The sequence below is a fragment of the Streptomyces sp. UC4497 genome (assembly GCF_054871485.1).
Window position 1 is genome coordinate 90,795 of the sequence record NZ_JBTYHB010000005.1, and the last position, 22,046, is coordinate 112,840.

Genomic DNA, 22,046 nt, shown 5'->3' on the forward strand with positions numbered 1-22,046 from the left:
GATGGCGCCGTCCCATGTGGCGGTCGCGGCGGTGAACTGCTCATCCTAGGCGAGGAGTTCCGCGAGAGCGCTCCCCCACTCCACGGTTCCGGGCGCGAGGGATGCCGGGTCGGGCCCGGTGCCGCGGGCGTGCACCAGGACCGCGCTGGTGCCCTCCTGGACGCGTTCGCCCCGCTGGTTCTCGAGGACCACGTGCCGATGGACCACGCCCTGGTGCGGGTCGGACGTGCGGCGGCAGCGCGTGATGGTGAGGGTGCACTGGAGGGTGTCACCGACGTACGAGGGCTTCAGGTAGCGCCAGTTGGTGTCGAGCAGGGCGATGACGGATTCCCCCGCGAGGCCCATGTCGTGGAGGAAACCCAGGAAGGCGGCGATACCGAACGGGCCATGCAGGACCGGCCGTTCGAAGCGGGTCCGCGCCGCCCACTCGGGGTCGGTGTGCAACGGGTGCCGGTCGCCGCTGAGTTCGGTGAACGCCGCGAGGTCCTCGGGGGTGATCCGGCGTGCGGTGCTGGTCCAGCGCTGTCCGGGGCGGAAGTCCTCGAAGTACAGCGTCCGCGTTCGGGCCGCCGATTGCGATGCTGCCACGCGTGACTCCATCCAGCCTCACCCATCCCTCATCCGGCCGGCAAGAACGAACGTTCATGCGTAGAGAAGCAGCGCTCAAGCCCACCCGTCAATAGGTGCGTTGACCATTCCCGGAGGGGCCCGTAGCCTCCCCGCATGAACGATCGTTCTCCCGTACTGGACCTGATCAGCGACTCCGGGCGGGGCAATGAGGCGGCCATCCTCCGCGCCGCCCTGCAGCTGTACGCGGAGCGTGGCTTCAACGGTGCCTCGATGCGGGACATCGCCCGCGCCTCGGGCACCAGCCTGTCCAACCTCTACAACTACTTCCCCTCCAAGGCCCGCCTTCTCGCGGAGCTCCTGAACCGCGCCAACGCGGTGCTGTCCGCGCAGGTGACATCGGCGGTGGACACCGCGGGCAAGGATGTGGCCGACCAACTGGGCGCGGCCGTAAGGGCTTACGTCAGTTTCGTGGCGGACTACCAGACCGCCATGCTCATCGCGCTGAGCGAGGTGCGCCACCTGGAGGGCGAGGAGCGGGCCCAGGTGGTCGTCGAGCGCGATCGCAACCAGGAGATCTTCGAGGAGTTGGTCGCCGCGGGCGCCGCGTCGGGCGTCTTCACCACCCCGTATCCGCAGGACGCGGCGCGCAGCATCCTCGCGATGTGCTCCACCATCGCCACGTGGTACCGCCCGGAGGGACGGCTGACCAAGCAGGACCTGTGCGACCAGCACGCCCGCTACGCCTTGGCGCTCCTGGAGTACGGGGCCGGCGGCAGCTGAACCGCGGTACGGACCTGACTCACGGCACGGAGTTGACCCGCGCTACGGCTCAGAGCCAGTCGCCGTCGGTCACGGAACCGAGGCCGACGCCTGACAACCGGCGGTGCAGGGCGACGGCCTGACCCTCCGTCAAGGACGCTACGTGGTCGGCGGCGGCACGCAGCGGGTCGCCGTGGAGGGCGAGTTCCTCGGCGCGGTCGGTGGGCAGCAGGTGCGGGGATTCGTGGGTCCAGCGCAGCAGTTGGGAGACGATGCGGCGCTTGCCGTGCTGCTGGGTGGCCAGGGCCGGGCGGTCGATGACGTAGCACCAGACCAGTTCCTTGAGCAGCTCGCAGGCCGTCCGACGCTCGGTGGGGACGACGAGGCGGGCGCCGTACCGGATCGCGGCCGCGCCGCCGACCTCCAGGTCGATGTCGCGGGTGAAGTGGTCGATCAGCTTGGCGGTACGGGCGTTGAGGGCGACGTCGTCCTCGTGGCGGCCCCCGTACGGCTTGGCGATCGACAGCGCCTTTGCGATGTCGGCCAGGATGTGGACCGCCTCGTCGCGGTCGAAGTCGGCGCCCTCGCGGTGGCGCTTGGCCGCCACGTAATCCAGGAAGCGCTGCGTCTCGCGCTCGGTGTCGCCGCCTGCGGCCCCGGGCGCCGGGAACAGCGAGGCCAGCGGGATCAGCCCCGCGCGATAGAAGTCCTCCACGTCGTGGCAGGCGTAGGTGACATCGTCGGCCCAGTCCATCACCTGCTCCTCGACCGGCACCGCGTCGTCGTCCCGGCCCGCCCGCACCCACCGGAACGCCTCCCGGTCGATCGCGTAGACACCCCATTTGGCGTGCCGCGCGGGGTCGACGTCGCGCGCGGCACGCTCCCAGGGGTACTTCGTGGCCGCGTCCAGGCAGGCCCGGGACAGGTGCAGGCCGCGATGGCCCGCGTACTTGTGCGCGGCGAGGAAGGTGAGGATGTGGAGGGTCTGCGCGTTGCCCTCGAAGCTGTCGAGGACGCCGTGCCCGGCGTGCAGCTCGTCCATCGTCGCGCGCAGCGCCGTCTCTCCGGCGTGGCCGAACGGCGGGTGCCCGATGTCGTGCGCCATGCAGGCGGCCTCGACCAGGGCCGGGTTCGGTCCGCCGTAGCGCCGCTCCAGACGTTCGGCCATGCGCCGCCCCAGCTGCGCGACCTTCATCGAGTGGGTGAGCCGCGTGTGGTACGCCCCGAGTTCGCTGCTGGCGACGACCTGGCTCTTGCCCGCGAGCGCCCGCCACTGCGTCGAGTACAGGATGCGGTCCACATCGTGCTCGAACCCCGACCGCTGTCCGTCGTCCGCGACGCGTCGACGGAGGGAGTGCTGCTCCAGGTCATCATCGGTGTAGTGGGCAGGTCGCATGGCGAGATGGTACTGGCCGGGAACGCGTCCTGGCGTTCGACCGACGCTAGGACGCGTTCGGTCGATCTCCAGGACGCGGGCGGTGGACGCCAGGACGCGTTCCGAACGGTTCAGGCCTGGGTCTCGGTGGCCTCGCCGCCGCCGAAGATCGCGGGAAGCAGGTCCCCGACGGCCTTCTGGAAGGGCCCGCTCATCGACAGGTCCTTGTCGTCGGTGTAGTTGAAGCCGACGGTGAGCACGGTGGCACCGTCCTTGGTGGCGAACATCAGCGCGCCGTGGCCCGCGATGCCGCCATTGTGGGTGACCACCTGCACACCCGGCACGGGCTCCTGGACGAAGACCCCCAGCCCGTACCCCGCCTTCGGGTGGGTGGTGAGCATCTCCGCCAGCAGTTCGGCGGGCACCAGCCGTCCTGTCACCAGTGCCGTGATGAAGGTGCGCAGGTCGGCGGTGGTGGAGACCATGTCACCGCCAGTGGAGATCCAGGACGGGTCCTGGCGGGTGACGTCGGCGATCCGCTCCTCGCCGCCGTCCTCGTACCGGTAGTAGGCGTGGGCGTGCGGCTCGGGCAGATCGGTCGCCCCCTCGGGGACGGAGGTGCCGGTGAGCTCCAGCGGGTCGAGCACCAGCCGCCGCATCTCGTCCGCGAACGGGCGCCCGGTGGCCTTCGCGATCAGCAGCCGGACCAGGGTGTAGTTGGTGTTGGCGTAGCTCCAGTCCGCCCCCGGCTCGAACCGGGCGGGCTTGGACAGTGCCAGCCGCGCCAGCTCCTCCGGCGCGTAGGACGTGAACCGGCCTTCCACCCACTCCTTGCCCTGGAAGGGGACGCCGGCCACGAAGGTGCCGTCCTCGTAGGTCTCTCCGGTGAAGTTGAAGACACCACTGGTGTGCTGGAGCAGCATCCGCAGGGTGATCCGCTCGTCCAGCTCGTAGCCGGTGAGGGTCTTCGCCACCGGGGCGTCCAGTTCCAGCACACCTTCCGCGACTAGGAGCAGCGCCAGCGCGGCGGTGAACGTCTTGGTGTTGCTGCCAACCCGGATGTGGCCGTCGATCGGCGGCGGGACACTGCCCTCCCGTTCGGCCAGACCGGCGGCGCCGGTCCACTCACCCTCGGCGGTGTTGACCCGCAGCGTGACACCGAGGAACCCCGAGTCGACCATCCCCTGGAGGATCTTGCGCAGTTCGGGGCGGTCGGCGGCAGCGGACTCGGGCGTGGTGGAGGTCTCCGGCACGGCGATCTCTCTTTCGAGTGTGTGGGCGGTGGCGTCGTCTCGCGCGACAACCCGCGGCCCACCGCCAACGAAGCCGATCGCATCGCACTCCAACTGACCTGTGTGGTGCGGTAGTTCGTCGTGTCGCCCGCTGCGAACGAGCGTAACGTTATGGAGCTTGCAACAGAGTTGGCAAGAGATTGTCAAAAATGTGTGCCCAAGAAGTGACGGGACGGCATCCCCATGGGCAACAATCTGCCGACCTGTTGACACGGAAAACGCACTCCGGTCGACAGAATCCAAGCGGGAGGCCGGCCATGCTCGAGCAACCCCTCTTCGGTCGCCGCCTCAGGCAACTGCGGGCGGAGCGCGGTCTGACCCTGGCCGCGCTCGCGGGGGAAGGGATGTCCGCGGGCTACCTCTCCCGACTCGAGTCCGGGGCACGCCGGCCCACCGAGCGGGCCGTCGCGCACCTGGCCGGCCGGCTCGGCATCAGCTCGGCCGAGCTCAGCGAGTCGGCCGCCACCTCACTCACCGAAGCTCTCGCCCTCACCACCGGTCTGGGCCTGACCGAGTCCGGCGCCAGGCTCAGCGCGGCACTGGACTCGGCCCGCGGCGAGGATCCGCTGCTGCGCTGGCAGGCACTGTGGCGGGTGGCCGAATGGCACGGCCAGCACGGCGACTTCACCGAACAGCGGTCCCGCCTGGAGGAGATGGTCGAGCTCGGCGCTCGGATCCGACTACCGGAACTACAGGCCCAGACACTCACCGCACTCTCCCGCTGCGTACGGAACATCGGCGAGACGGATGAGGCCATTCAACTAGCCGCGCAGGCATACGAGTTGACTACGGCGCCGAATATGTCCACCCGCGTACGGATCCAGGCGCTGCTCACCCTGACCTCATCGACCGCCGAGGCCGGACACACCACCGATGCCGCTCACTACGCCGACGAGCTACTGGCCATGACCGAGGGCACCTCCGGGACGCAGCGGGCCGAGGCACTCCGGACCGCCGCCGACATTCGCGTCCTTCAAGGCGAACTCGCCCTCGCAGCAGACTTGTTGGACGTGGCCGTATCCGGCTTCGACGGCCGGGACGACCCCACCCTCTGGATGCGGCTACGGATCGCCGCGGCCCGGCTCGACCTGATGGCGGAGCCGCCACGGATCGCCGCGGCCCGGCAGCGGGTGACGGAGGCCGGGTCGGCCCTGCCGTTCGCCGGTACGGCGGCCGTCGAGCAGGAGCTGATGTACGTACGGGCCTGGATCGCCACCCTCTCCGAGGACCCGACCGGGGCACGCCAGGCATTGGAAGAGCTCACGCGGACGAAGGTGCCGGAAGGGCCGACAACCGCCGACGACCTGCTGTCACGTCAGGACCGCCTACGACTGGCCGTGTTGCGCAACCGAGTGCTGCTGCTGGAGGGCGAACGCGACACGGCCGTCGCCGGGCTGCGGGAGCTGGCCGCGAAGGCGCAGCACAGCGGCGACATGAGCCTGGCCGCCGAGATCTGGCGCCTGGTCGCGGAGACGCTGGCGGGCTAGGGCCTTCTGACGGCCCGACAGACGCGACCCTTACGCGGCGTTCGGCGCGGCGAACACGGGAGCCTCCTCGGGATGCGGGCCGGACCTGGACGCCACCCGCTCCCGCAACGGCGGACAATGAGCTCCGCAGGGCACTTCGGAATTCGAGGCCAGCACCTCAGGAGGGGAAGCGTGACCGAGACCAGCAACTCCCGACCCGCCGCCAGTGAAGCGCAAAAGGCGCCACGGAGCCGGCTGCAGCGCCTGATGCGCTACATCCCGATGATCGCCCCCGTCCTGCTGTGGGCCGTGCCGTGCTGGGTTCTCCTGCACGGCGGCCAGCACTGGCCGCTCCCCGTCACCCTGATCGGCACCGCCGTGTTCGTCGTCGGCCTGATCGGGATGCCGCTCGCGATGATGCGCGGCCACGGCCGGCGTCAACAGGACCGGGCCGCGATCGTCGGTGACACGCTGCTGGGCAGCATCTGGGTCCTGTTCACGTGGTCCGTTCTGCTCGGCGTCCTGCTGCGGCTCGCCCTGACCGTGGCAGGCATGGGCGACGGGGAGGGCCGGGCGCGCATCGTCACCTGGGCCGTCCTCGGCGTGTCCGCCGTGCTGCTCGTCTGGGGGTACGCCGAGGCGCGTCGCGTGCCACGGGTGCGTCGGCTCGACGTTCAACTGCCGCGCTTGGGAGCCGGGTTGGACGGGACCCGGGTCGTCCTCATCACCGACACCCACTACGGTCCGCTCGACCGTGCCCGCTGGTCGGCCCGGCTCTGCGAGACGGTGAACAGCCTGGAGGCCGACCTGGTCTGCCACACCGGTGACATCGCGGACGGTACGGCCGACCGCCGCCGCGCCCAGGCGACACCCTTGGGCACCGTGCAGGCGACTCGCGCCCGCGTCTACGTCACCGGCAACCACGAGTACTACAGCGAGGCCCAGGGGTGGGTCGACCTGATGGACGAGCTGGGGTGGGAGCCGCTGCGCAACCGCCATCTGCTCCTCGAACGCGGCGGTGACACCCTCGTGGTCGCCGGCGTCGACGATGTCACGGCCGAGTCCTCCGGACTGGCGGGCCACCGCGCCCACCTCGCCGGAGCCCTCGACGGCGCCGACCCCGATCTCCCGGTGCTACTCCTTGCCCACCAGCCCAAGTTCGTCGACCGCGCGGCGTCCCAGGGCATCGACCTCCAGCTCTCCGGCCACACCCACGGCGGCCAGATCTGGCCCTTCCACCACTTGGTCCGCCTCGATCAACCGGCCCTCGCCGGCCTCAGCCACCACGGCGCCCGCACCCTCCTCTACACCAGCCGCGGCGCGGGCTTCTGGGGCCCACCCTTCCGCGTCTTCGCCCCCAGCGAGATCACCCTGCTCGTACTCCGCTCGCCGGAGCGGGCCGCATCGGCGTAGGGATACCGAGGGATACAGAGGTCAAATCCTGGAAGAACAAAGGAAAAGAAGGAGTCAAGCGTGCGGATGCACCCCAACCCGAGGCACGCGTGGATGGAGCGGGGAGTTAGCCTGGGGGTTGGTTGTCCGGGGCAACCAATGTTCCCGGGCGGGTGCCACTTGTGCCGGGCGCGGCGTCATGCGCCGACGGCTCCGGACTGCCTCCCCCACAACCAACAAAGCACTACCACCGGCGCGTACGGAGAACAGCGGGCCGGTGGCCCCAGGAGGACAATCCATGCCTGCAGAGGCATCCGCACCCACCCCCACCCCCGCAACACCCCTGGATTCCGAAGGTACTTCGAACGACTCGGTCATATCTGACGCCGCGTCCGACACCTCGGAATCCTTCCGCACCTTCGTCGAGGACAACCTCGACGCACTGGCGGCCCATCCGGACCGCGAGGTCCTGGTCTACGAGGACCGCCGACTGACGGCAGGTCAGTTCCACGCGCTGGTGCACCGCATGGCTCACGCGATCGCCGCTCAGGGCGTCTCGCGCGAGGCGACCGTCACGCTGCTCAGCGGCAATCTGCCCGAGACCATCGCGGCGCGCTACGCCGCCAATCTCGTGGGCTGCCGGGTCAACCACCTCTACAACAAGCTGTCGGCCGATGTGCAGGCGGCGATCGTTCAGGACGTCGAGACCCAGGTACTGATCGTCGACCCGCACTACGCGGACCGCGCCGTGGAGATCACCGTAAGCGCGCCCGTACGGCACGTTCTCGTGCTCGGCGAGGACAAGCGTGAGATCGGGCAGGACCTGCTGGCGCTCGCCGCCGGGCAGCCCGACGAGCCGTTCGCGTCCCGCGCCCGCCCCGACGACATCTGCACCATCCGGCACACCGGCGGTACGACGGGCCACCCCAAGGGCATCGTCACCACCTTCGAGCAGGTCAACCGGATGCGTCGGATGGTGGATCAGGCGCGGCCCGCGGAGCGGGAGTTGCCCCGGCAGCTCGCGTGCACCACTCTCGCACACGCCGCGGGCATGCTGGCGGACAACGTCATCCACTCCGGCGGCTGCGTTGTGCTGCTCGACGACTTCGACGCGGGCGAGGTGCTCGCCACCATCGAGCGCGAGCGCATCACGCACCTGTTCCTGCTGCCGCCGCTGGTCTACCAGTTGCTCGACCACCCGGACTCCGAGCGCCGCGACCTGAGCAGCCTGCGCGGCCTGACGTACGGCGGCTGCCAGGCGTCGCCCGCCCGGATCGCGGACGCCGTACGCCGCTTCGGTCCCGTACTCCTGCAGTTCTACGGGCAGAACGAGGCCGGCGGCATCAGCGTGCTCACGCCCGACGACCACGACCTGGACCGGCCCGAGCGGATGCGCTCCGCGGGCAAGGTGCTGCCGAGCGTGGAGGTCGCCATCCGCGACACCGACGGCAAGGACCTGCCGGTCGGCGAGCTGGGCGAGATCTGCATCCGGTCCGAGGGCACGATGACGGGCTACTGGAAGCAGCCGGAGCTGACCGCCGAGGTACTGCGGGACGGCTGGCTGCACACCGGTGACATCGGCTTCCTCGACGAGGAGAACTACATCACCGTCGTGGACCGGCTCAAGGACATGATCGTGGTCGTCGGCGGCCATGTGTACACCACCGAGCTGGAGGACCTGCTCAACTCGCACCCGAAGGTGCTGCAGAGCGCGGTCTTCGGCGTCCGGGACGCCGACCGCATGGAGCAGGTGCACGCCGCGGTCGTGGCCGCGCCGGGTGTCGCGGTGGAGGCGGAGGAACTGCGGGCGGCGGTGCGCGGGCAGCGCGGCCCGATGTACGAGCCGGCCCACATCGACTTCGTGGACGCGCTGCCCCTGACGGACGCGGGCAAGCCGGACAAGAAGCTGCTGCGGCAGCGTGCGGAGGCGCGGGCCGGCCAGGTCTAAAGGCCCTTGGCATAAGGGGTGTTGAACGCCTCCCTGCCCCTGCTCTCTGCCGGTGCAGGGGTCAGGGACGCGTTCAGCACCCTCCGGGTGGCCGGCGGCGACACCGAGACATCATGCGCGCGATGACAGGGAGGGAGCGTGGCCCGGGGCCGGCGGGGTCTCCCGTTCCCCGGTCTGCGCGGGGCGGCGGAGCACCACCAGCGCCACCACGAATGCCGCTCCGATCAGACCGGCCCCGACAGCGAACGCGAGCCGGTACCCGCCGGTGAGTGCGGCGGCCTGTGAACTGCCGCTGTCCAGAATGGAGTTCGCGCGGGACGCGGACAGCGTCGACAGGACTGCCACGCCGAGCGCCATGCCGATCTGCTGCGTCGTGTTGAACAGACCCGAGGCCAGCCCGGCGTCCTCCTCGCGCGCCGCCGACATCCCGAGCCCCGCGAGCGCCGGGAGCACGAGCCCGCCGCCGGAGATGAGCAGCATCACGGGCAGCAGATCGGGCACGTACTCCCCCTGCACCGGCACGCGGGCGAGATATCCGAGCGCCCCGGCCAGGAGCACCAACCCGGCGAGCAGCACCCGCCGTTGTCCGAAGCGCGCGGAGAGCCGGGCCGAGGCGCCCAGCGAGACCGCGCCGATCATGACGGCCGCCGGCAGCATCGCGAGACCGGTGCCCAGGGCCCCGTATCCGAGCACCTCCTGCATATAGAGGGCGGCGAGCACCTGGAAGGCGAACATCGCGGCGAGCGTGAGGATCTGGGTGACGTTGGCACCGACGACGGTGCGCGAGCGCAGGATGCGCAGCGGCATGAGCGGTGTACGGGCCCGGGCCTGGCGCACGACGAACGCCGCGACGAGAACGACCCCGGCCACGATCAGTCCGGCCGCGCGCCACGAACTCACCCCGTACGCCTCGATGTTGACGACGCCGTAGATGCCGAGCATCAGCCCGGACGTGATCAGCAGCGCACCCCAGGCATCGGCCCCCGCGCGCAGCCCGAGGCCGCGGTCGACGGGGAGCGCGGGCACCGCGAGGGCGAGCACGGCGGCGCCGATGGGCAGGTTGATGTAGAAGATCCAGTGCCAGTCGAGGGCGTCGGTGAGTATGCCCCCGAGCACCTGCCCGATCGAGGCACCGGCGGCACCGGTGAAGCTGAACACGCCGATGGCGCGGGCCCGTTCACGGGGTTCGGTGAAGAGCGTGACAAGAATGCCGAGGCCGACGGCGGCGGCCATCGCGCTGCCGACGCCCTGCAAGAAGCGGGCGGCAAGCAGGACCTCGGGGCTCGTGGCCATCCCGGCGAGCAGTGAGGCCGCGGTGAAGACGGCGGTGCCCGCGAGGAACATCCGCTTGCGGCCGATGAGATCGCCGAGGCGCCCGGCGAGCAGGAGCAGACTTCCGAAGGCGATGAGGTAGGCGTTGACCACCCAACTCAGGTCGGTGGGCGTGAAGTTGAGGTCGTCCTGGATGGCCGGTAGCGCCACGGTGACGATGGAGCCGTCGAGGATGATCATCAGGGTTCCGGTGGCGATGACGCCGAGGGCGACCCAGCGGGACGAGCCCTGCGGTGGGACAGGTGAGGCCGGCGATGCGGACATGACGATGCCCTTCGGTCGAGTCGCCTCCCCTCCCGGGCGGCGACGACAACACGACCGTAACAGATAGTTCCGTTGCAGACTATATTTCTCGGAACCAGTCGTGGACTATCCTGGACACCATGACCGCCATGACGCCCGCACCCACCCGGACCAGGCCGGACCTCTCGTACCTCCTGGACCACACGAGCCATGTGCTGCGCACGCAGATGGCGGCGGCGCTCGCGGAGATCGGCCTCACGGCCCGTATGCACTGCGTGCTCGTCCACGCCCTCGAAGAGGAACGCACACAGAACCAGCTCGCCGAGATCGGCGACATGGACAAGACGACGATGGTCGTGACCGTCGACGCCCTGGAGAAGGCGGGCCTCGCGGAGCGCCGACCGTCGAGCACGGACCGGCGGGCGCGGATCATCGCGGTGACCGAGGCGGGCGCGCGGGTCGCCACGCGCAGCCAGGAGATCGTGGACCGGGTGCACGAAGAGGCACTGGGAGCGTTTCCGGCGAAGGACCGGGAGACGTTCCTGCGCCTGATGAACCACCTGGCGGACGGCCACTTGAGCACGCCGTCCCCGACCCCGTCCCCGGCGCGACGGCCGCGGCAGCGCGGTTAGGCCCCGCCGCCGAACTCCCTCCCACTCCCCCAACGGGGGGCACCTTTGCACGACGCCTCATCGGATGGTTGGGCGGACACGCCGTCGTTGCGGTGGGAGGCTGGAGGATGCCCGATCGCCTTCGCAGCTGCGGCGGCGGCCGGGACAGCGCGGGACCACGGCTCCCCCTTGGTCCTCGCGCGAGTTGCCCTCCTGGCGTGAGGGCGGGGCGAGGGCTGCGGGAGTTGCCCCGTCGGCCAAGTCACGTGTGGAGAGCAGGGGCTGGAGCCGTGTTGTCGGCGATGCGGCTCCAGCTGGCGCACACCATCGCGCCCCGGCTTCTAAGCCTCAGGGTCGCCCTGTCCGAACCGCCGCAGCACCTCCACCGTCCGGGCGACGAACGCCACGGCTGCCGCGACTCCCGCCGCGGTGAGGAAACCGGTCTTCGCCGCGCCGGATGCCAGGCCGTACAGCACCGGCAGCACGAAGAGGAGGTACGCGGCGCCGGCATACAGGGTTGAGGAGAACAGTGCGAAGACGATCTCCGTCGTCATCGCGTCCCGTTCGGCCTGGGTCCGGCGTGTGCGTGTACCTGTGCGTGTACGTGTGCGTGTGGTGGTCATCGCGTTCACTCCCGCCCCTGTGCGCGTCACGCCCAAGGGTATTGCAGCAGTGGGCACATGGGCGGGATACATGACGTGAGTGACGTGGTGGCGCTTTTGTGCCGGGTCCCCGAAATCCCACGACCCGCTCAGCCCGCGTGCCGCGCCATCCACGCCTCGACCTCGTCCGCCGAGCGCGGCAGGCCCGCCGACAGGTTCTCGTGCCCTTCGGCGGTGACCAGCAGGTCGTCCTCGATCCGTACACCGATGCCGCGCCACTCCTCGGGCACGCTCAGGTCGTCGGCCTGGAAGTACAGGCCGGGCTCGACGGTGAGCACCATGCCCGGTTCGAGGACCCCGTCGACGTACTCCTCGGTGTGGGCCTGCGCGCAGTCGTGGACGTCGAGGCCCAGCATGTGGCCGGTGCCCGCCATGGTGAAGCGACGCTGGAGACCGAGTTCGTAGGCGCGCTCGGCCGGGCCGTCGATGAAGCCCCACTCGACGAGCCGGGTCGCCAGATGGCGCTGCGCCGCCCCGTGGAAGTCCCGGTAAGCGGCGCCCGGCTTCACCGCCGCGAAGCCCGCCTCCTGGGCCTCGTACACCGCGTCGTAGATCCGGCGCTGGACGGGCGTGAAGGTGCCGTTGATCGGCAGGGTGCGGGTGACGTCGGCGGTGTAGAGGGTGCGTGATTCGACGCCGGCGTCGAGAAGGAGCAGGTCGCCGGGGCGCACCGGGCCGTCGTTGTCGGTCCAGTGCATGATCGTGGCGTGCTCGCCGGCCGCGCAGATGCTGCCGTAGCCGACGGCGTTGCCCTCAAGTCGCGCGCGGCGGAAGAAGGTTCCCTCGATCCACCGCTCGGACGAGGCGACCGCCTTCGACAACTCCCCCACCACGTCGGTGAATCCGCGCACGGTCGAGTCGACCGCGCCGCGGATCTCGGCGATCTCCCACTCGTCCTTGACGACGCGCAGGTCGTCGAGCGCCGTCACCAGTTCGGCGTCGCGGTCGGCGTCCGTGGTGACGGCGGCCTCCAGGGCCGGGTCCACGCCGCGGACGATACGGGTGGGTGCGGTGACGGTGGGTGCGGCGCCGGTGGCCAGGTCGGCGGCGGCCGTGCGCACGTCACGGCACTCGAGGCCGAGTACGCGCTGCGCCTCCGCGAGGGAACGGCGGCGGCCCATCCAGAGCTCGGCGGTGGCGCCGGTCCAGAACCCGTCGTCGTCGCGGCTGTCGCGCGGAAGCTGGTAGCAGTACGCGTCGTGGCCGCCGTCCGCGCGGGGTTCCAGCACGAGCGCGCCGTCGCGGGCCTGGTCGCCGGTCAGGTGGACGTACGCCGAGTACGGCCGGAACGGGTAGGTGTCGTCGTTCGAACGCACCTTGAGGTTCCCCGAGGGGATCACGAGCCGCTCGCCGGGGAAGCGCGCGGAGAGCGCGGTGCGCCGGGCGGCGGCGTACGGGGCCTGCTCGTCGGGGGTCAGGTCGCGCCGCTCGGTGTCCGCCCAGCGCGTGCGCATCAAGGCGGACAGTTCCTCGGAGATCCCGGAGTAGAGCCCGTTCCTGCGGCCTTCCGCCATGAGGTATGCCTTCCAATCCTGTGAGTGCTGGGGGCGCGGCTGATTGGGTGCGGTGCTCCGCTGCCAGTCGGCCACGGCGTTCCACGGCCAGTCGGCCACGACGCTCCGCCGCCGGTCAGCCACGGCGTGCCGCCGCCAGTCGGCCGCGATCCTCGCGCACCGTAGTCCACTCGGCGACCGTCCGGTGCCCAGCAGTGCCACTGGCACGGATCGGCCACGCGCAGGCCCGGGAGACAGCCGATAATGCGCTTCATGACCAACGCGAAACTCGGCGCGGCCCTCCGGCTCCTCGGCCTCGACGACGCGGCGGCCCGGCTCTATCCGGCGCTGCTCGACCTGGCTCCGGCTCCGCTGGGCGAGATCGCCGCGGCGGCGGGCCTGGACCCGACCGACGACCCGGCCGCGGCGTACGCCACGCTCGTCGAGGCCGGTCTCGCCGTGGCCACCGGCCCGGACGGGGATCCGGTGGCGCCGGTACCCCCGGCCGCCGCGCTGGAGGTGCTCGCCCGGCACCGTACGGCGGAGCTCGAGGAGTCACGGGTCGCCGTCGGCGGAGCATTCGAGTCGTTCCGCCGCCGACGCCTCGCCACCCACCGGGACTCGCTCGTCGAGGTCGTCACCGGCGACGCCGTCGGCCCCCGGACGCGGCAGGCCTGGGCGAGCGCACGCGAGCAGATCCGCCAGCTGGAGTCACCGCCGTACACACCCATGCCCGAGTCCACGGACGACGCACTGGCCACACTCGTCCGCGGCGTCACCCAGCGGGTCGTCTACTCGCGCGAGTCACTGGAGCATCCGGGCCGCCTGCGGGAGTCCATCGAACCGTGCATCAACGCCGGCGAGCAGGCCAGGGTGCTCCCCTCGGTACCGGTCAAGCTCGTGATCATCGACGACGCGTACGCCCTGGTGTCGCTGGCCATCGAGGAGGCCGACGTGAACCACACGACGCTGGTCGTGCAGCCGTGCGGGCTGCTGACCGCGCTGGTGGCCCTGTTCGAGCAGTGCTGGCGCCAGGCCCTGCCGTTCCACGGCCGCACCACGTCCCCCGGCGGCCTGCCGCCCGCCGACCGCCGTCTGCTGTGGCTCCTCGCGGGAGGCGCGAGCGACGAAACCATCGCCCGCGAACTGGGCATCAGCCGACGCACCCTCTTCCGCCGCCTGCAGATCCTGATGGCCCGACTCGGCGCCGCGAACCGCTTCCAGCTGGCGCTGCACGCGCAGCGCAACGGGTGGCTGTGACGGATCCGCGTACGTACGACGGACGGGTCATGGCGGCAGAACCGCCCTACCCGTGGTCGTCACAGAGGTCGGCGGTCAGGGCCGCGCGGGCCCATTCCTCCCAGGCGTCCGGGGACCAGCCGCGGTCACGGACGAAGACCAGGTACAGCTCGGGGCTGAGCAGCCCGTAGAGCAGATCGGCGGCGCGGGTGACATCGACGTCGGCGCGGGCGTCGGGCTTGGTGACCAGCGCTTCGGCCGCGGCGTACTGGACGGTGTAGCGCGGGTCCGGACTCGCGGGCCACTGCGCGGCGATCTCCGGATCCGTGGCTGCGGCGGCCGCGATGAGCGGCATGATCGGGGCGACCCGGCCGAGAATCTCGCGCACTCCCCGTACGTGGGCGCGGAGTTGGCCGGCCGCGGTGGGCTCGGCGCACGCGTCACGGAACCAGTCCCGCTCCATCGTCGCGACCGGTTCGGCGTCACCGGCGATGGACGTGTCGACGACGTCCTTGAACAGCGCGCGCTTGTTGCGGAACACGAAGTACACCGTCTGCACGGCCACGCCCGCGCGGTCCGCGACCTCCTGGAGACTCGTCGCCCCATACCCCTGCGCGACGAACAGCTCCCGCGCGGCCGCGACGACCTTCTCGCGGGTACGCCGCGAACGCTCGGCCCTCTTGTCCGGCCGCTTGTCGACGCGCTCCTCGATGCGCTTGTCGATGCGCTTGTCGATGTGTTTGCCGGTACCTGTGCCGGATCCCTTGACCGCCGCCATGCCCGGAGTCTATCTCTAGAGTCAGACACTAGAGTTCAACTCTAAGTACTTGGGGGCAACGATGCGCGAGACCAGGACATGGACGGCCGCGGAGCTCGACCAAGAGGCGGCGGTGCGCCGCGCGTTGGAGGACTACTACCGGGACGGCAAGCCGCCGTGGGACAGCGGCGTCACACCGCCCGAGCTGGTGGACGTGATGGAGGGACCCGCCGCGCTGCCACCCGGCCGCGCCCTCGAACTCGGCTGCGGCACCGGAACCAACTCCGTGTACCTGGCCCGGCACGGCTGGCAGGTAGCAGCCGTGGACCTGGTCGACCGCGCGGTCCGGCAGGCTCGCGAGAAGGCGGCCGCGGCGGGGGTGGACGTCACGGTGCTGTGCGGCGACGCCACGCGCCTCGACGAGGTGGGCGTGCCCGGCCCATACGACCTGTTCTTCGACCTGAGCTGCTACTGCGGCATCCCGACACACCGCCGCGACGCCTACGCATCCGGCCTCACGGCACGGGCCGCACCGGGAGCGCGACTGCTGATGTTCGGCTACGGCCCCGGGGTGCTGGACAACGAGTTCTCCGGGGCCACAGCGGACGAACTCCGTTCCAGGTTCACGGGGTGGCACCTGACCGACGTGACACCGGGCACGAACCCGTTCCCGACGTTCTGGTTCACGTTGCAGCGGGACGAGGCTGCGGGTTGTCCCCGTCCTTGACCGCTACCGCCCGCTCAACGCACCACCACCGGTACCAGTGGGCGTGACTCTGGGCGGAACGGAGGGTGAGGTCTGGGGCGGGCGCTCCGGCGACGGCAGTTCGGGGGCGCGGGAACGGGTGGGGTGCGGCTGGACTGTCGTCGTCGGGCGTGGAGTGTTTCCGCTCTTCTTCTCCGGAGGGCCGAGGAGGTTTCCTGTTGTCTGGACCCCGGCGCCGCAGACGAGCAGCGCCCCGGCCAGCGCGGTGAGTCCGGTGGCGGCGCGCCGCCGTCGGGGCGCCGGGGAACGCGGGTCGATGTCCGTCATCAGTCCACGTACTCCTGGGCGACCTCGACGTAGTTGAAGCCCTTGACCTCGGTGGCGATCTACATCTGTCCATTGCGGCCAGATCGACTCCCCCTCCGAAGAAGCTCAACCGGACCTTTCGGTTGGGGTTGTCGACGTGGGCGTCCACGAAACTCCATTAAGACAACACCAAGCTACCGACCCCGCGCCGACCAGCGCCGCGTCCTCCCCTTCCCATGGCGACGGTGAGATCGTCAACCGACGCGCGCGCCCGCAGCCTTGGCCCGCTCCCGCGCCTCGGGGCTGATCCCCCGCTTGCGGGCCGACATCCGGCCGTCGAGGGCCTCTCGCTGAGCCACCCTCACCAGCCGCCGTGGCCCGGGCACCGCGACGACGCCGAGAAAACGCGGATCACCCGCGAACCACACCTCGTGCACGGCTTCTGCCTTGACCGCGCGCACCCAGAACGTGAATCCGCTGCCCAGCCAGTCGCCATGGCCGACCGAGATGTCCCTCGCGGGGCGCTCCGGATCGGGCAGCGAGAACCGCGTGGTGCCATTGTTCGCCAGGCCGGCGGCCCCACGGCAGGACTGCCACGGATAGACCCGCAGAATCCGACGCAGACTCATGACCTCCCAGAGTCGTACGACGTTCAGCATGGCCACGTAGAGCAGGACCAACAGGACCGGGAGGAACACCACCAGAGCCCAGACTGACGTCATGATCACCAAGAACAGCCAGACAGGGAAGGACGCCAGCGACAACAGGAAGGCACACAACCGGAACACGGCCGTGCGGCGCCAACCCTGCCGGGTCGCCGGGTCTTCATAGGCCGTCTTCATCACGGTCATCTCCATGGACGGTTCCTCCCCCGCAAGCTCCTGAGCTGCGGAGCGGTAGCCGGCCCCGCCGCCCGGTCCGGGCGTGACGGGCCGTCAGCGCAGGGTCTCGCCCTTGAGGTCGAGCAGCTCCGCCGCCGCGATCTCCAGCTGGGCCGGGTCGTGGCGGGGGACCTCCTCCGCGGAGACGGCGCCGAGGTAGAAGGTGAGGAAGGTGTCCAGCACGATCCAGTCGGGCTCGAGCTCGGCCAGCTCCTCCAGGTCGCGCCGCACCTGAGCTACGGTGCCGTGCCCGGTGAGCCGCCCCTCCTCCGGAACCGGCTGCTCAGTGATGTGCAGCGGGATGCGCGGCGCGAAGGCGGGCGTGGGGCGCCCGGCCTCCTCGGCGGCAGCCTTGAGCTTGGGCAGCCGCTCCCGGAGTTCGGCCGGGCCGAGACCGAAGGGGTGCCACGCGTCGCCGAAACGCGCGGCCCGCCGTATGGCGGGGCCGTTGAGGCCGCCGACCCACACCGGCGGGTGCGGGTCACGGACCGGGGCGGGGCCGGTGGTGATGTCGGTGTAGTCCAGGTGCTCGCCATGGAAGGAGATCAGCGGCTTGGTCCAGTGGTCCTTGATGGACGTCAGGTACTCGTCGCTGATCCTGCCGCGGGCGGCGAAGTCGATGCCCAGCGCCTGGAATTCCTGCTCGGACCAGCCGACGCCCACGCCGAACACGAACCGGCCGTTGCACATCTGGTCGATGTTGGCCGCGACCCGGGCCGTCTGCAGCGGGTGCCGGTACGGGAGGACGATGACCGTGGTGCCCAGCTCGATGGTCGTGGTGCGGCCGGCCAGGTAGGCGAGGGTGGTGAACGGGTCGTAGAACGGCGGCGGGAAGACCGGCAGCGCCTCCTGTGGGAGCGTCACGTGGTCCGAGATCATCGCCAGGTGGAACCCCAACCCCTCGGCGCGGAGAACCCAGTCCTCCATGGACGCGGGGGTGGTGCCCGGCCCGTAATTGAGCACATTGATCCCGAACTTCACCGACGGATCTCCTCTCGACGGGCGCACGGCATCGCCGGGTGGCGAGCGCACGCCGTAACTGCTGGTCGGAAACGCCAGGCTAACCACCAGCCGAGGTGCGCCACGAAGCGGGGGCCGGGGAGCAGCGCCTCGGTCAGCACGAGTTCGTCAGAGCCACAAGGCCGCGAACTGCCCGCGCCCGTGACCCGCGAACTCACCCACCAAAGAAGCTCAACCGGACCTTTCGGTTGGGGTTGTCGACGTTCGTGTCCGCGAAACTCCGTTAAGACAACTGTCAGCGTAGCCGCGAACTGTGCACGACCGGGGCTGTTACAGGTTTCTCTACCTCATCAAGCCCCAACTGCGCTCCGCTCCGCCGGACGCGCTTCCCGGCTCCGCTGCCCTTCGCGCTCATGCCTGCGGCCCGCGCTACGGGCGCTGCGCCGACGCGCGCCCACAAGTGGTTAGCCCGGGATCATGAATTGAGCACCGATCCACTCCAGCCATGGTCAAAGACGATGCCTCCGGCGGGGGGTCGGCCGGCACCGGGGGCCGGGGGTAGCGCTGCCGAGTGCGGGTCCGCGGGTGGTTGCGAGGAGCTCCCATCCCGTCCACCGTCGACCCAGGCAAAGCCGAGCAGACGTGGTTCATGGCGTGTGGGTCGACGGCGGACGGGATGGGAGCTGGGGTTGGGTGGTGGGCTGAGCGGGCGCGAACGTCACGTCGGGCCACTCACGGCCGGTCACTTGGTCGACGGTGCCTCCGTAGCAGGCGTGGCCTCAGAGATCTCCGAGACATCAACGTCGACCTCGCACCCCTTGGGCATCTTGTCGGCGGAGGTAGCGCACCGGGAAGGGTCAGCCTTCTCTGCCTTGGCCTTGCCTGACTGGTGTTGACTCGACTTCTTCTCGGTCGACGTCGAGCTTCCCGACGATGGGGTGCTGTCGGAGGAAGCCGAGCAGGCTGTCGCGCCCAGCACAGCACACAGGACCAGAGCAGCAGAGGCTACGGCCGTACGAATACGCATGAAAGTCCCCCTGTGTATGGACGCCAGCACGTCCAACTCGCCAGTAGATCCGCAATGCCGCCTGCACTGCGGAGGTAATGTACGAAGCATGAGCTGCACCGCAGTGCATGTGTACAGGGGGAACCCAGCATTCAGCAGGCTTGATCACGACCGCTGAACCCACAGTGGCTACGGAGCTCGTGCCACATCCGTGCCAGGTCGCCGGGGAACCACGGGGAACGGCAGGTATGAAGTCGGCCGCATCGAGAGGGCGTTAAGGCACTCCCTCGCAGGCCAGGGGCCCAACTCCCCCTAGATCACCCGAGCTTCCCAAGCTGAGGGCTCGCATTCCAACTGAATGGGAGCGTCAGCCGGTTACCGGCAACGTCCTTCTACATCGTTGCTGATTGCTTCTTCCCTGGGCCCCGTGCAGGACCGATCATGGGGTTCATGGTGTCAAGCATTGTCGTTCAGTACACCGATCTCCTGCGGACCAGCGACTACGACCTGTGGAGCCGGTTGCGGGTGCTCCTGAAGGACCAGGGACTCGATCCGGACCGGACAATCGTCGTGGACCTCTTGCAGGAGGGTCCCGATCACGAGGACGGACAAGTCATCGCCGCAGACCGCAGGGTCTACAGGTTCACTCTCTACTATGACCAGGCAGCAGAGCACGGCGCGCGCAGCGCCTACCTCGAAGGCTGGACCGACATCACCGATTCTTGGCAGATCGGGTCGCTGGCTCCCCGAACAGCAGACGCCTTCGCCTGGATGTCATCGCCCACCGAGGCGAGTTGACCGATGACGCAAGGGTGGTCAGCCGCGGGCCCGGCTGAGTGTCTAACTGCGTGACAACGCCGACGAACAACAGCGGACGAGCACGGACGCCAGTGGACCATCAACGCAGGTGAGAGGTTCCCCAACACCAGCGCGGGGCCTCATCCGAGTTGCTTCGGGACGAAGAGGTCGCGGGTTCAAATCACGCACCTCGGCGTGTCAACGCCTCCAGGCCCTACCGGCCGCTTCCGGCCGGTAGGTGGGGTATGCGTGTGCCGCCTTCGTCGCGGGGTCGACACGCAGCACTGGTGACGCGACCTCAACTCGCCCCGGTTGAGCGTCCTTCCGGCCCAGCAGCGCAACGCCGGCCAGCGTGACGGCTCCGCCCAGCAACTCGATCGGATGTGGCCTTTCACCGAGCCAGACGTACGCGACGGCGAGGGTGACAGGAGAGACGAGGTAGAGGCTGGCGGTGGCAGCGGTGACGGTGAGCCTGGCGACGGCGTAGCCCCACAGGACGAATCCCGCGGCCGAGGGCAGCAGGCCCAGCAGCAGCGCGGCCACGGTGGCTTCCGCGGGGGCGTGCACGACGGCGCGGGCGGCGGTGGGGGCGAGCGGGAGGAGCAGGAAGGTTCCGGCCCACATGGCGTACGAGGCGACTTCGAGCCCGGTGTAGTGGCGGAGCAGCGGTTTGATGGCGAAGTGGTAGAGGGCCTGGGCCACGGCCGCGGCGAAGACGGCCCAGGCTGCCGCGGTGTAGCCCAACTCTCCCCCGGCGACGGCGATGAGGGCCGTGCCCGCGAGGGCGACGAGCGAGCCGAGAATCCGGAAGAGCCCGAGGCGCTCACCGAGGAAGAGGGCGGCCAGGAGGGTGCTGATGGCAGGGACCACGGCAACGATCAGCGCGGCCGTGCCTGCCGGTACATGGACCTCTCCCCAGTTCAGCAGGAGCTGATAACTGCTCATTCCGGCTGCTCCGACCACCAGGATGCGCGGGAGGTCGCGGACGGCGGGGAGGCGCACTTTGAGCAGCGGGGCCACGGCCGCGAGGGCGGCCGAAGCCGCCGCCAGCCGCAGGAAGGACAGGGCCGCGGGGCTGTAGCCGTCGAGGGCGACACGTATGGCGGGGAACGCGGAGGCCCACAGCAGCACGGTCGCCGCCAGGGCAAGAAGGGTTTTATCGGGTCTCACCCCACAGACTCTGCCCGCTAAGATACATAAGGTCCATTTACTGTTTCTTTCGCAATCATGAAGGGTGACTTTGTGTTGGATGTGCGTCGGCTGCGCCTGCTCGCCGAGTTCGCCGACCAGGGCACCGTGGCCGCCACCGCTGAGGCGCTCCACCTGACAGGCCCCGCGGTCTCCCAGCAACTGGCCGCGCTGGAGAAGGAGGCCGGGGTGCGCCTGCTGGAGAAGCGGGGGCGCACGCTGCACCTCACGAGCGCGGGGCAGCGGCTCGTCGACCACGCCCGTGTCCTGCTCGGCGATCTCGCGGCGGCCGAGGCGGATCTCGCTTCGCTACGGCAGGGCGCCCACGGAACGGTACGCATCGCGGCCTTCCCCACCGCCGCCCGCACCCTCGTCGCCGGGCTCTGGCCCGCCCCGCACGCCGACGGCCCAGCGCTCCACCTGGAGGAGGCCGAACCCGAGGCCGCCGAGACCGCGTTGCGCCGGCACCGGGCCGACATCGCCGTCACCCACTCCTACAGCCTGTTTCCCCGCCCCCTGCCACCGGGCTGCGAACAGCGGCACCTGCTCGACGAGCCGGTCCATCTCGTCCTCCACCCCGACGACGCCGCGGCGCACGGTCTGCTGCCCGGCTCGAAAGCGGATCTGCGCCGCCTCGCCGACGCCTCCTGGCTGATGCCGGGGCCGGAGACCGCCTGCCACGAAATGACGCAGCGGGCCTGCGGTGCCGCGGGCTTCGTCCCCCGGGCCGTGGCCCTGGCGGGCGACTTCGCCGTCCTGACCGCCCTGGCCGCCCGCCGCGCCGGAGTCGCCCTCATCCCCCGCATGGCCCTGCCCTCACCCACGCAGGACCTCAGCGTCTTCCGTCTGACGAGCCCGGTCCATCGCAGCGTCCAGGCCGTCTACCGCACGGGGACGGGGAGCCGTCCCGACATTCGCTCCGTCCTCGACCTCCTGGCCGACGCGGCATCCAGGCCCCTCGACACATCGGCGTGAGCCCTCCCGCTGATACCGGGCCCCATGCGGCGTGGCAGCCGCATTTTGTCTGAAATTACGACAAAGCTACGCCCATGGGAAGGGCGG

The 22,046-nt window shown here is 70.1% G+C and carries 20 protein-coding genes; 9 read left to right on the forward strand and 11 right to left on the reverse strand.

Features of this window, described 5'->3' with window-relative positions:
* Positions 1 to 45: 45 nt before the first annotated feature.
* Positions 46 to 588: a MaoC family dehydratase gene (locus ACYSUO_RS09270; RefSeq protein ID WP_461775572.1), complete on the reverse strand. Its 543-nt coding sequence runs from the start codon at positions 586 to 588 to the stop codon at positions 46 to 48.
* Positions 589 to 723: 135 nt separating this feature from the next.
* On the opposite strand from ACYSUO_RS09270, the gene ACYSUO_RS09275 reads away from it, so the two are divergent.
* Positions 724 to 1,350: a TetR/AcrR family transcriptional regulator gene (locus tag ACYSUO_RS09275; RefSeq protein WP_461775573.1), complete on the forward strand. Its 627-nt coding sequence runs from the start codon at positions 724 to 726 to the stop codon at positions 1,348 to 1,350.
* Positions 1,351 to 1,399: 49 nt separating this feature from the next.
* On the opposite strand, the gene ACYSUO_RS09280 is transcribed toward ACYSUO_RS09275, so the two are convergent.
* Both ACYSUO_RS09280 and ACYSUO_RS09285 read right to left on the reverse strand, forming a co-directional pair.
* Complete coding sequence (locus tag ACYSUO_RS09280; protein ID WP_461775574.1) at positions 1,400 to 2,725, reverse strand: deoxyguanosinetriphosphate triphosphohydrolase family protein; 1,326 nt, start codon at positions 2,723 to 2,725, stop codon at positions 1,400 to 1,402.
* A gap of 110 nt (positions 2,726 to 2,835) precedes the next feature.
* Positions 2,836 to 3,957 (reverse strand): serine hydrolase domain-containing protein, encoded by a 1,122-nt coding sequence (locus ACYSUO_RS09285; RefSeq protein WP_461775575.1) that lies wholly within the window; start codon positions 3,955 to 3,957, stop codon positions 2,836 to 2,838.
* Between the two features lie 296 nt (positions 3,958 to 4,253).
* Here ACYSUO_RS09285 and ACYSUO_RS09290 point away from each other — a divergent pair, with 296 nt between their 5' ends.
* From ACYSUO_RS09290 to ACYSUO_RS09300, 3 genes are all read left to right on the forward strand, one after another.
* Complete coding sequence (locus tag ACYSUO_RS09290; protein ID WP_461775576.1) at positions 4,254 to 5,483, forward strand: helix-turn-helix domain-containing protein; 1,230 nt, start codon at positions 4,254 to 4,256, stop codon at positions 5,481 to 5,483.
* A 171-nt stretch (positions 5,484 to 5,654) separates the two neighbouring features.
* Positions 5,655 to 6,875, forward strand: a complete 1,221-nt coding sequence (locus ACYSUO_RS09295) for a metallophosphoesterase (RefSeq protein WP_461775577.1) — start codon at positions 5,655 to 5,657, stop codon at positions 6,873 to 6,875.
* A gap of 277 nt (positions 6,876 to 7,152) precedes the next feature.
* The gene (locus tag ACYSUO_RS09300) at positions 7,153 to 8,802 is read left to right on the forward strand and encodes an AMP-binding protein (protein ID WP_461775578.1); all 1,650 of its coding nucleotides are present in this window, start codon (positions 7,153 to 7,155) and stop codon (positions 8,800 to 8,802) included.
* Positions 8,803 to 8,913: 111 nt separating this feature from the next.
* Here the strand turns inward: ACYSUO_RS09300 and ACYSUO_RS09305 are convergent, their stop codons facing one another.
* Positions 8,914 to 10,398 (reverse strand): MFS transporter, encoded by a 1,485-nt coding sequence (locus tag ACYSUO_RS09305; protein WP_461775579.1) that lies wholly within the window; start codon positions 10,396 to 10,398, stop codon positions 8,914 to 8,916.
* A gap of 119 nt (positions 10,399 to 10,517) precedes the next feature.
* On the opposite strand from ACYSUO_RS09305, the gene ACYSUO_RS09310 reads away from it, so the two are divergent.
* Complete coding sequence (locus ACYSUO_RS09310) at positions 10,518 to 11,009, forward strand: MarR family winged helix-turn-helix transcriptional regulator (protein ID WP_461775580.1); 492 nt, start codon at positions 10,518 to 10,520, stop codon at positions 11,007 to 11,009.
* A gap of 320 nt (positions 11,010 to 11,329) precedes the next feature.
* On the opposite strand, the gene ACYSUO_RS09315 is transcribed toward ACYSUO_RS09310, so the two are convergent.
* Positions 11,330 to 11,611 (reverse strand): DUF6332 family protein, encoded by a 282-nt coding sequence (locus ACYSUO_RS09315; RefSeq protein WP_461775581.1) that lies wholly within the window; start codon positions 11,609 to 11,611, stop codon positions 11,330 to 11,332.
* 128 nt (positions 11,612 to 11,739) lie between these two features.
* Entirely contained in the window at positions 11,740 to 13,164 is a 1,425-nt protein-coding gene (locus ACYSUO_RS09320; RefSeq protein ID WP_461775582.1) for an aminopeptidase P family protein, read from the reverse strand.
* A gap of 252 nt (positions 13,165 to 13,416) precedes the next feature.
* On the opposite strand from ACYSUO_RS09320, the gene ACYSUO_RS09325 reads away from it, so the two are divergent.
* Positions 13,417 to 14,403: a helix-turn-helix transcriptional regulator gene (locus ACYSUO_RS09325; RefSeq protein WP_461775583.1), complete on the forward strand. Its 987-nt coding sequence runs from the start codon at positions 13,417 to 13,419 to the stop codon at positions 14,401 to 14,403.
* 46 nt (positions 14,404 to 14,449) lie between these two features.
* On the opposite strand, the gene ACYSUO_RS09330 is transcribed toward ACYSUO_RS09325, so the two are convergent.
* Positions 14,450 to 15,160 (reverse strand): TetR/AcrR family transcriptional regulator, encoded by a 711-nt coding sequence (locus tag ACYSUO_RS09330; protein WP_461775584.1) that lies wholly within the window; start codon positions 15,158 to 15,160, stop codon positions 14,450 to 14,452.
* Positions 15,161 to 15,221: 61 nt separating this feature from the next.
* Here ACYSUO_RS09330 and ACYSUO_RS09335 point away from each other — a divergent pair, with 61 nt between their 5' ends.
* Positions 15,222 to 15,866 (forward strand): class I SAM-dependent methyltransferase, encoded by a 645-nt coding sequence (locus ACYSUO_RS09335; protein WP_461775585.1) that lies wholly within the window; start codon positions 15,222 to 15,224, stop codon positions 15,864 to 15,866.
* 3 nt (positions 15,867 to 15,869) lie between these two features.
* Here ACYSUO_RS09335 and ACYSUO_RS09340 read toward each other — a convergent pair whose 3' ends face one another.
* The 3 genes from ACYSUO_RS09340 to ACYSUO_RS09350 form a co-directional block, all read right to left on the reverse strand.
* On the reverse strand, positions 15,870 to 16,172 hold the full coding sequence (locus ACYSUO_RS09340) for a hypothetical protein (protein WP_461775586.1): 303 nt from the start codon (positions 16,170 to 16,172) through the stop codon (positions 15,870 to 15,872).
* Positions 16,173 to 16,405: 233 nt separating this feature from the next.
* The gene (locus ACYSUO_RS09345; protein WP_461775587.1) at positions 16,406 to 17,008 is read right to left on the reverse strand and encodes a hypothetical protein; all 603 of its coding nucleotides are present in this window, start codon (positions 17,006 to 17,008) and stop codon (positions 16,406 to 16,408) included.
* 78 nt (positions 17,009 to 17,086) lie between these two features.
* A complete protein-coding gene (locus ACYSUO_RS09350) occupies positions 17,087 to 18,013 on the reverse strand; it encodes a TIGR03619 family F420-dependent LLM class oxidoreductase (RefSeq protein ID WP_461775588.1) in 927 nt (308 codons plus the stop codon).
* A 1,426-nt stretch (positions 18,014 to 19,439) separates the two neighbouring features.
* Between ACYSUO_RS09350 and ACYSUO_RS09355 the strand changes: the two genes are divergently transcribed.
* On the forward strand, positions 19,440 to 19,796 hold the full coding sequence (locus ACYSUO_RS09355; RefSeq protein WP_461775589.1) for a hypothetical protein: 357 nt from the start codon (positions 19,440 to 19,442) through the stop codon (positions 19,794 to 19,796).
* Positions 19,797 to 19,994: 198 nt separating this feature from the next.
* Here the strand turns inward: ACYSUO_RS09355 and ACYSUO_RS09360 are convergent, their stop codons facing one another.
* Complete coding sequence (locus ACYSUO_RS09360) at positions 19,995 to 20,966, reverse strand: DMT family transporter (protein ID WP_461775590.1); 972 nt, start codon at positions 20,964 to 20,966, stop codon at positions 19,995 to 19,997.
* A gap of 57 nt (positions 20,967 to 21,023) precedes the next feature.
* Between ACYSUO_RS09360 and ACYSUO_RS09365 the strand changes: the two genes are divergently transcribed.
* Positions 21,024 to 21,959: a LysR family transcriptional regulator gene (locus tag ACYSUO_RS09365; RefSeq protein WP_461775591.1), complete on the forward strand. Its 936-nt coding sequence runs from the start codon at positions 21,024 to 21,026 to the stop codon at positions 21,957 to 21,959.
* Positions 21,960 to 22,046: the final 87 nt, after the last annotated feature.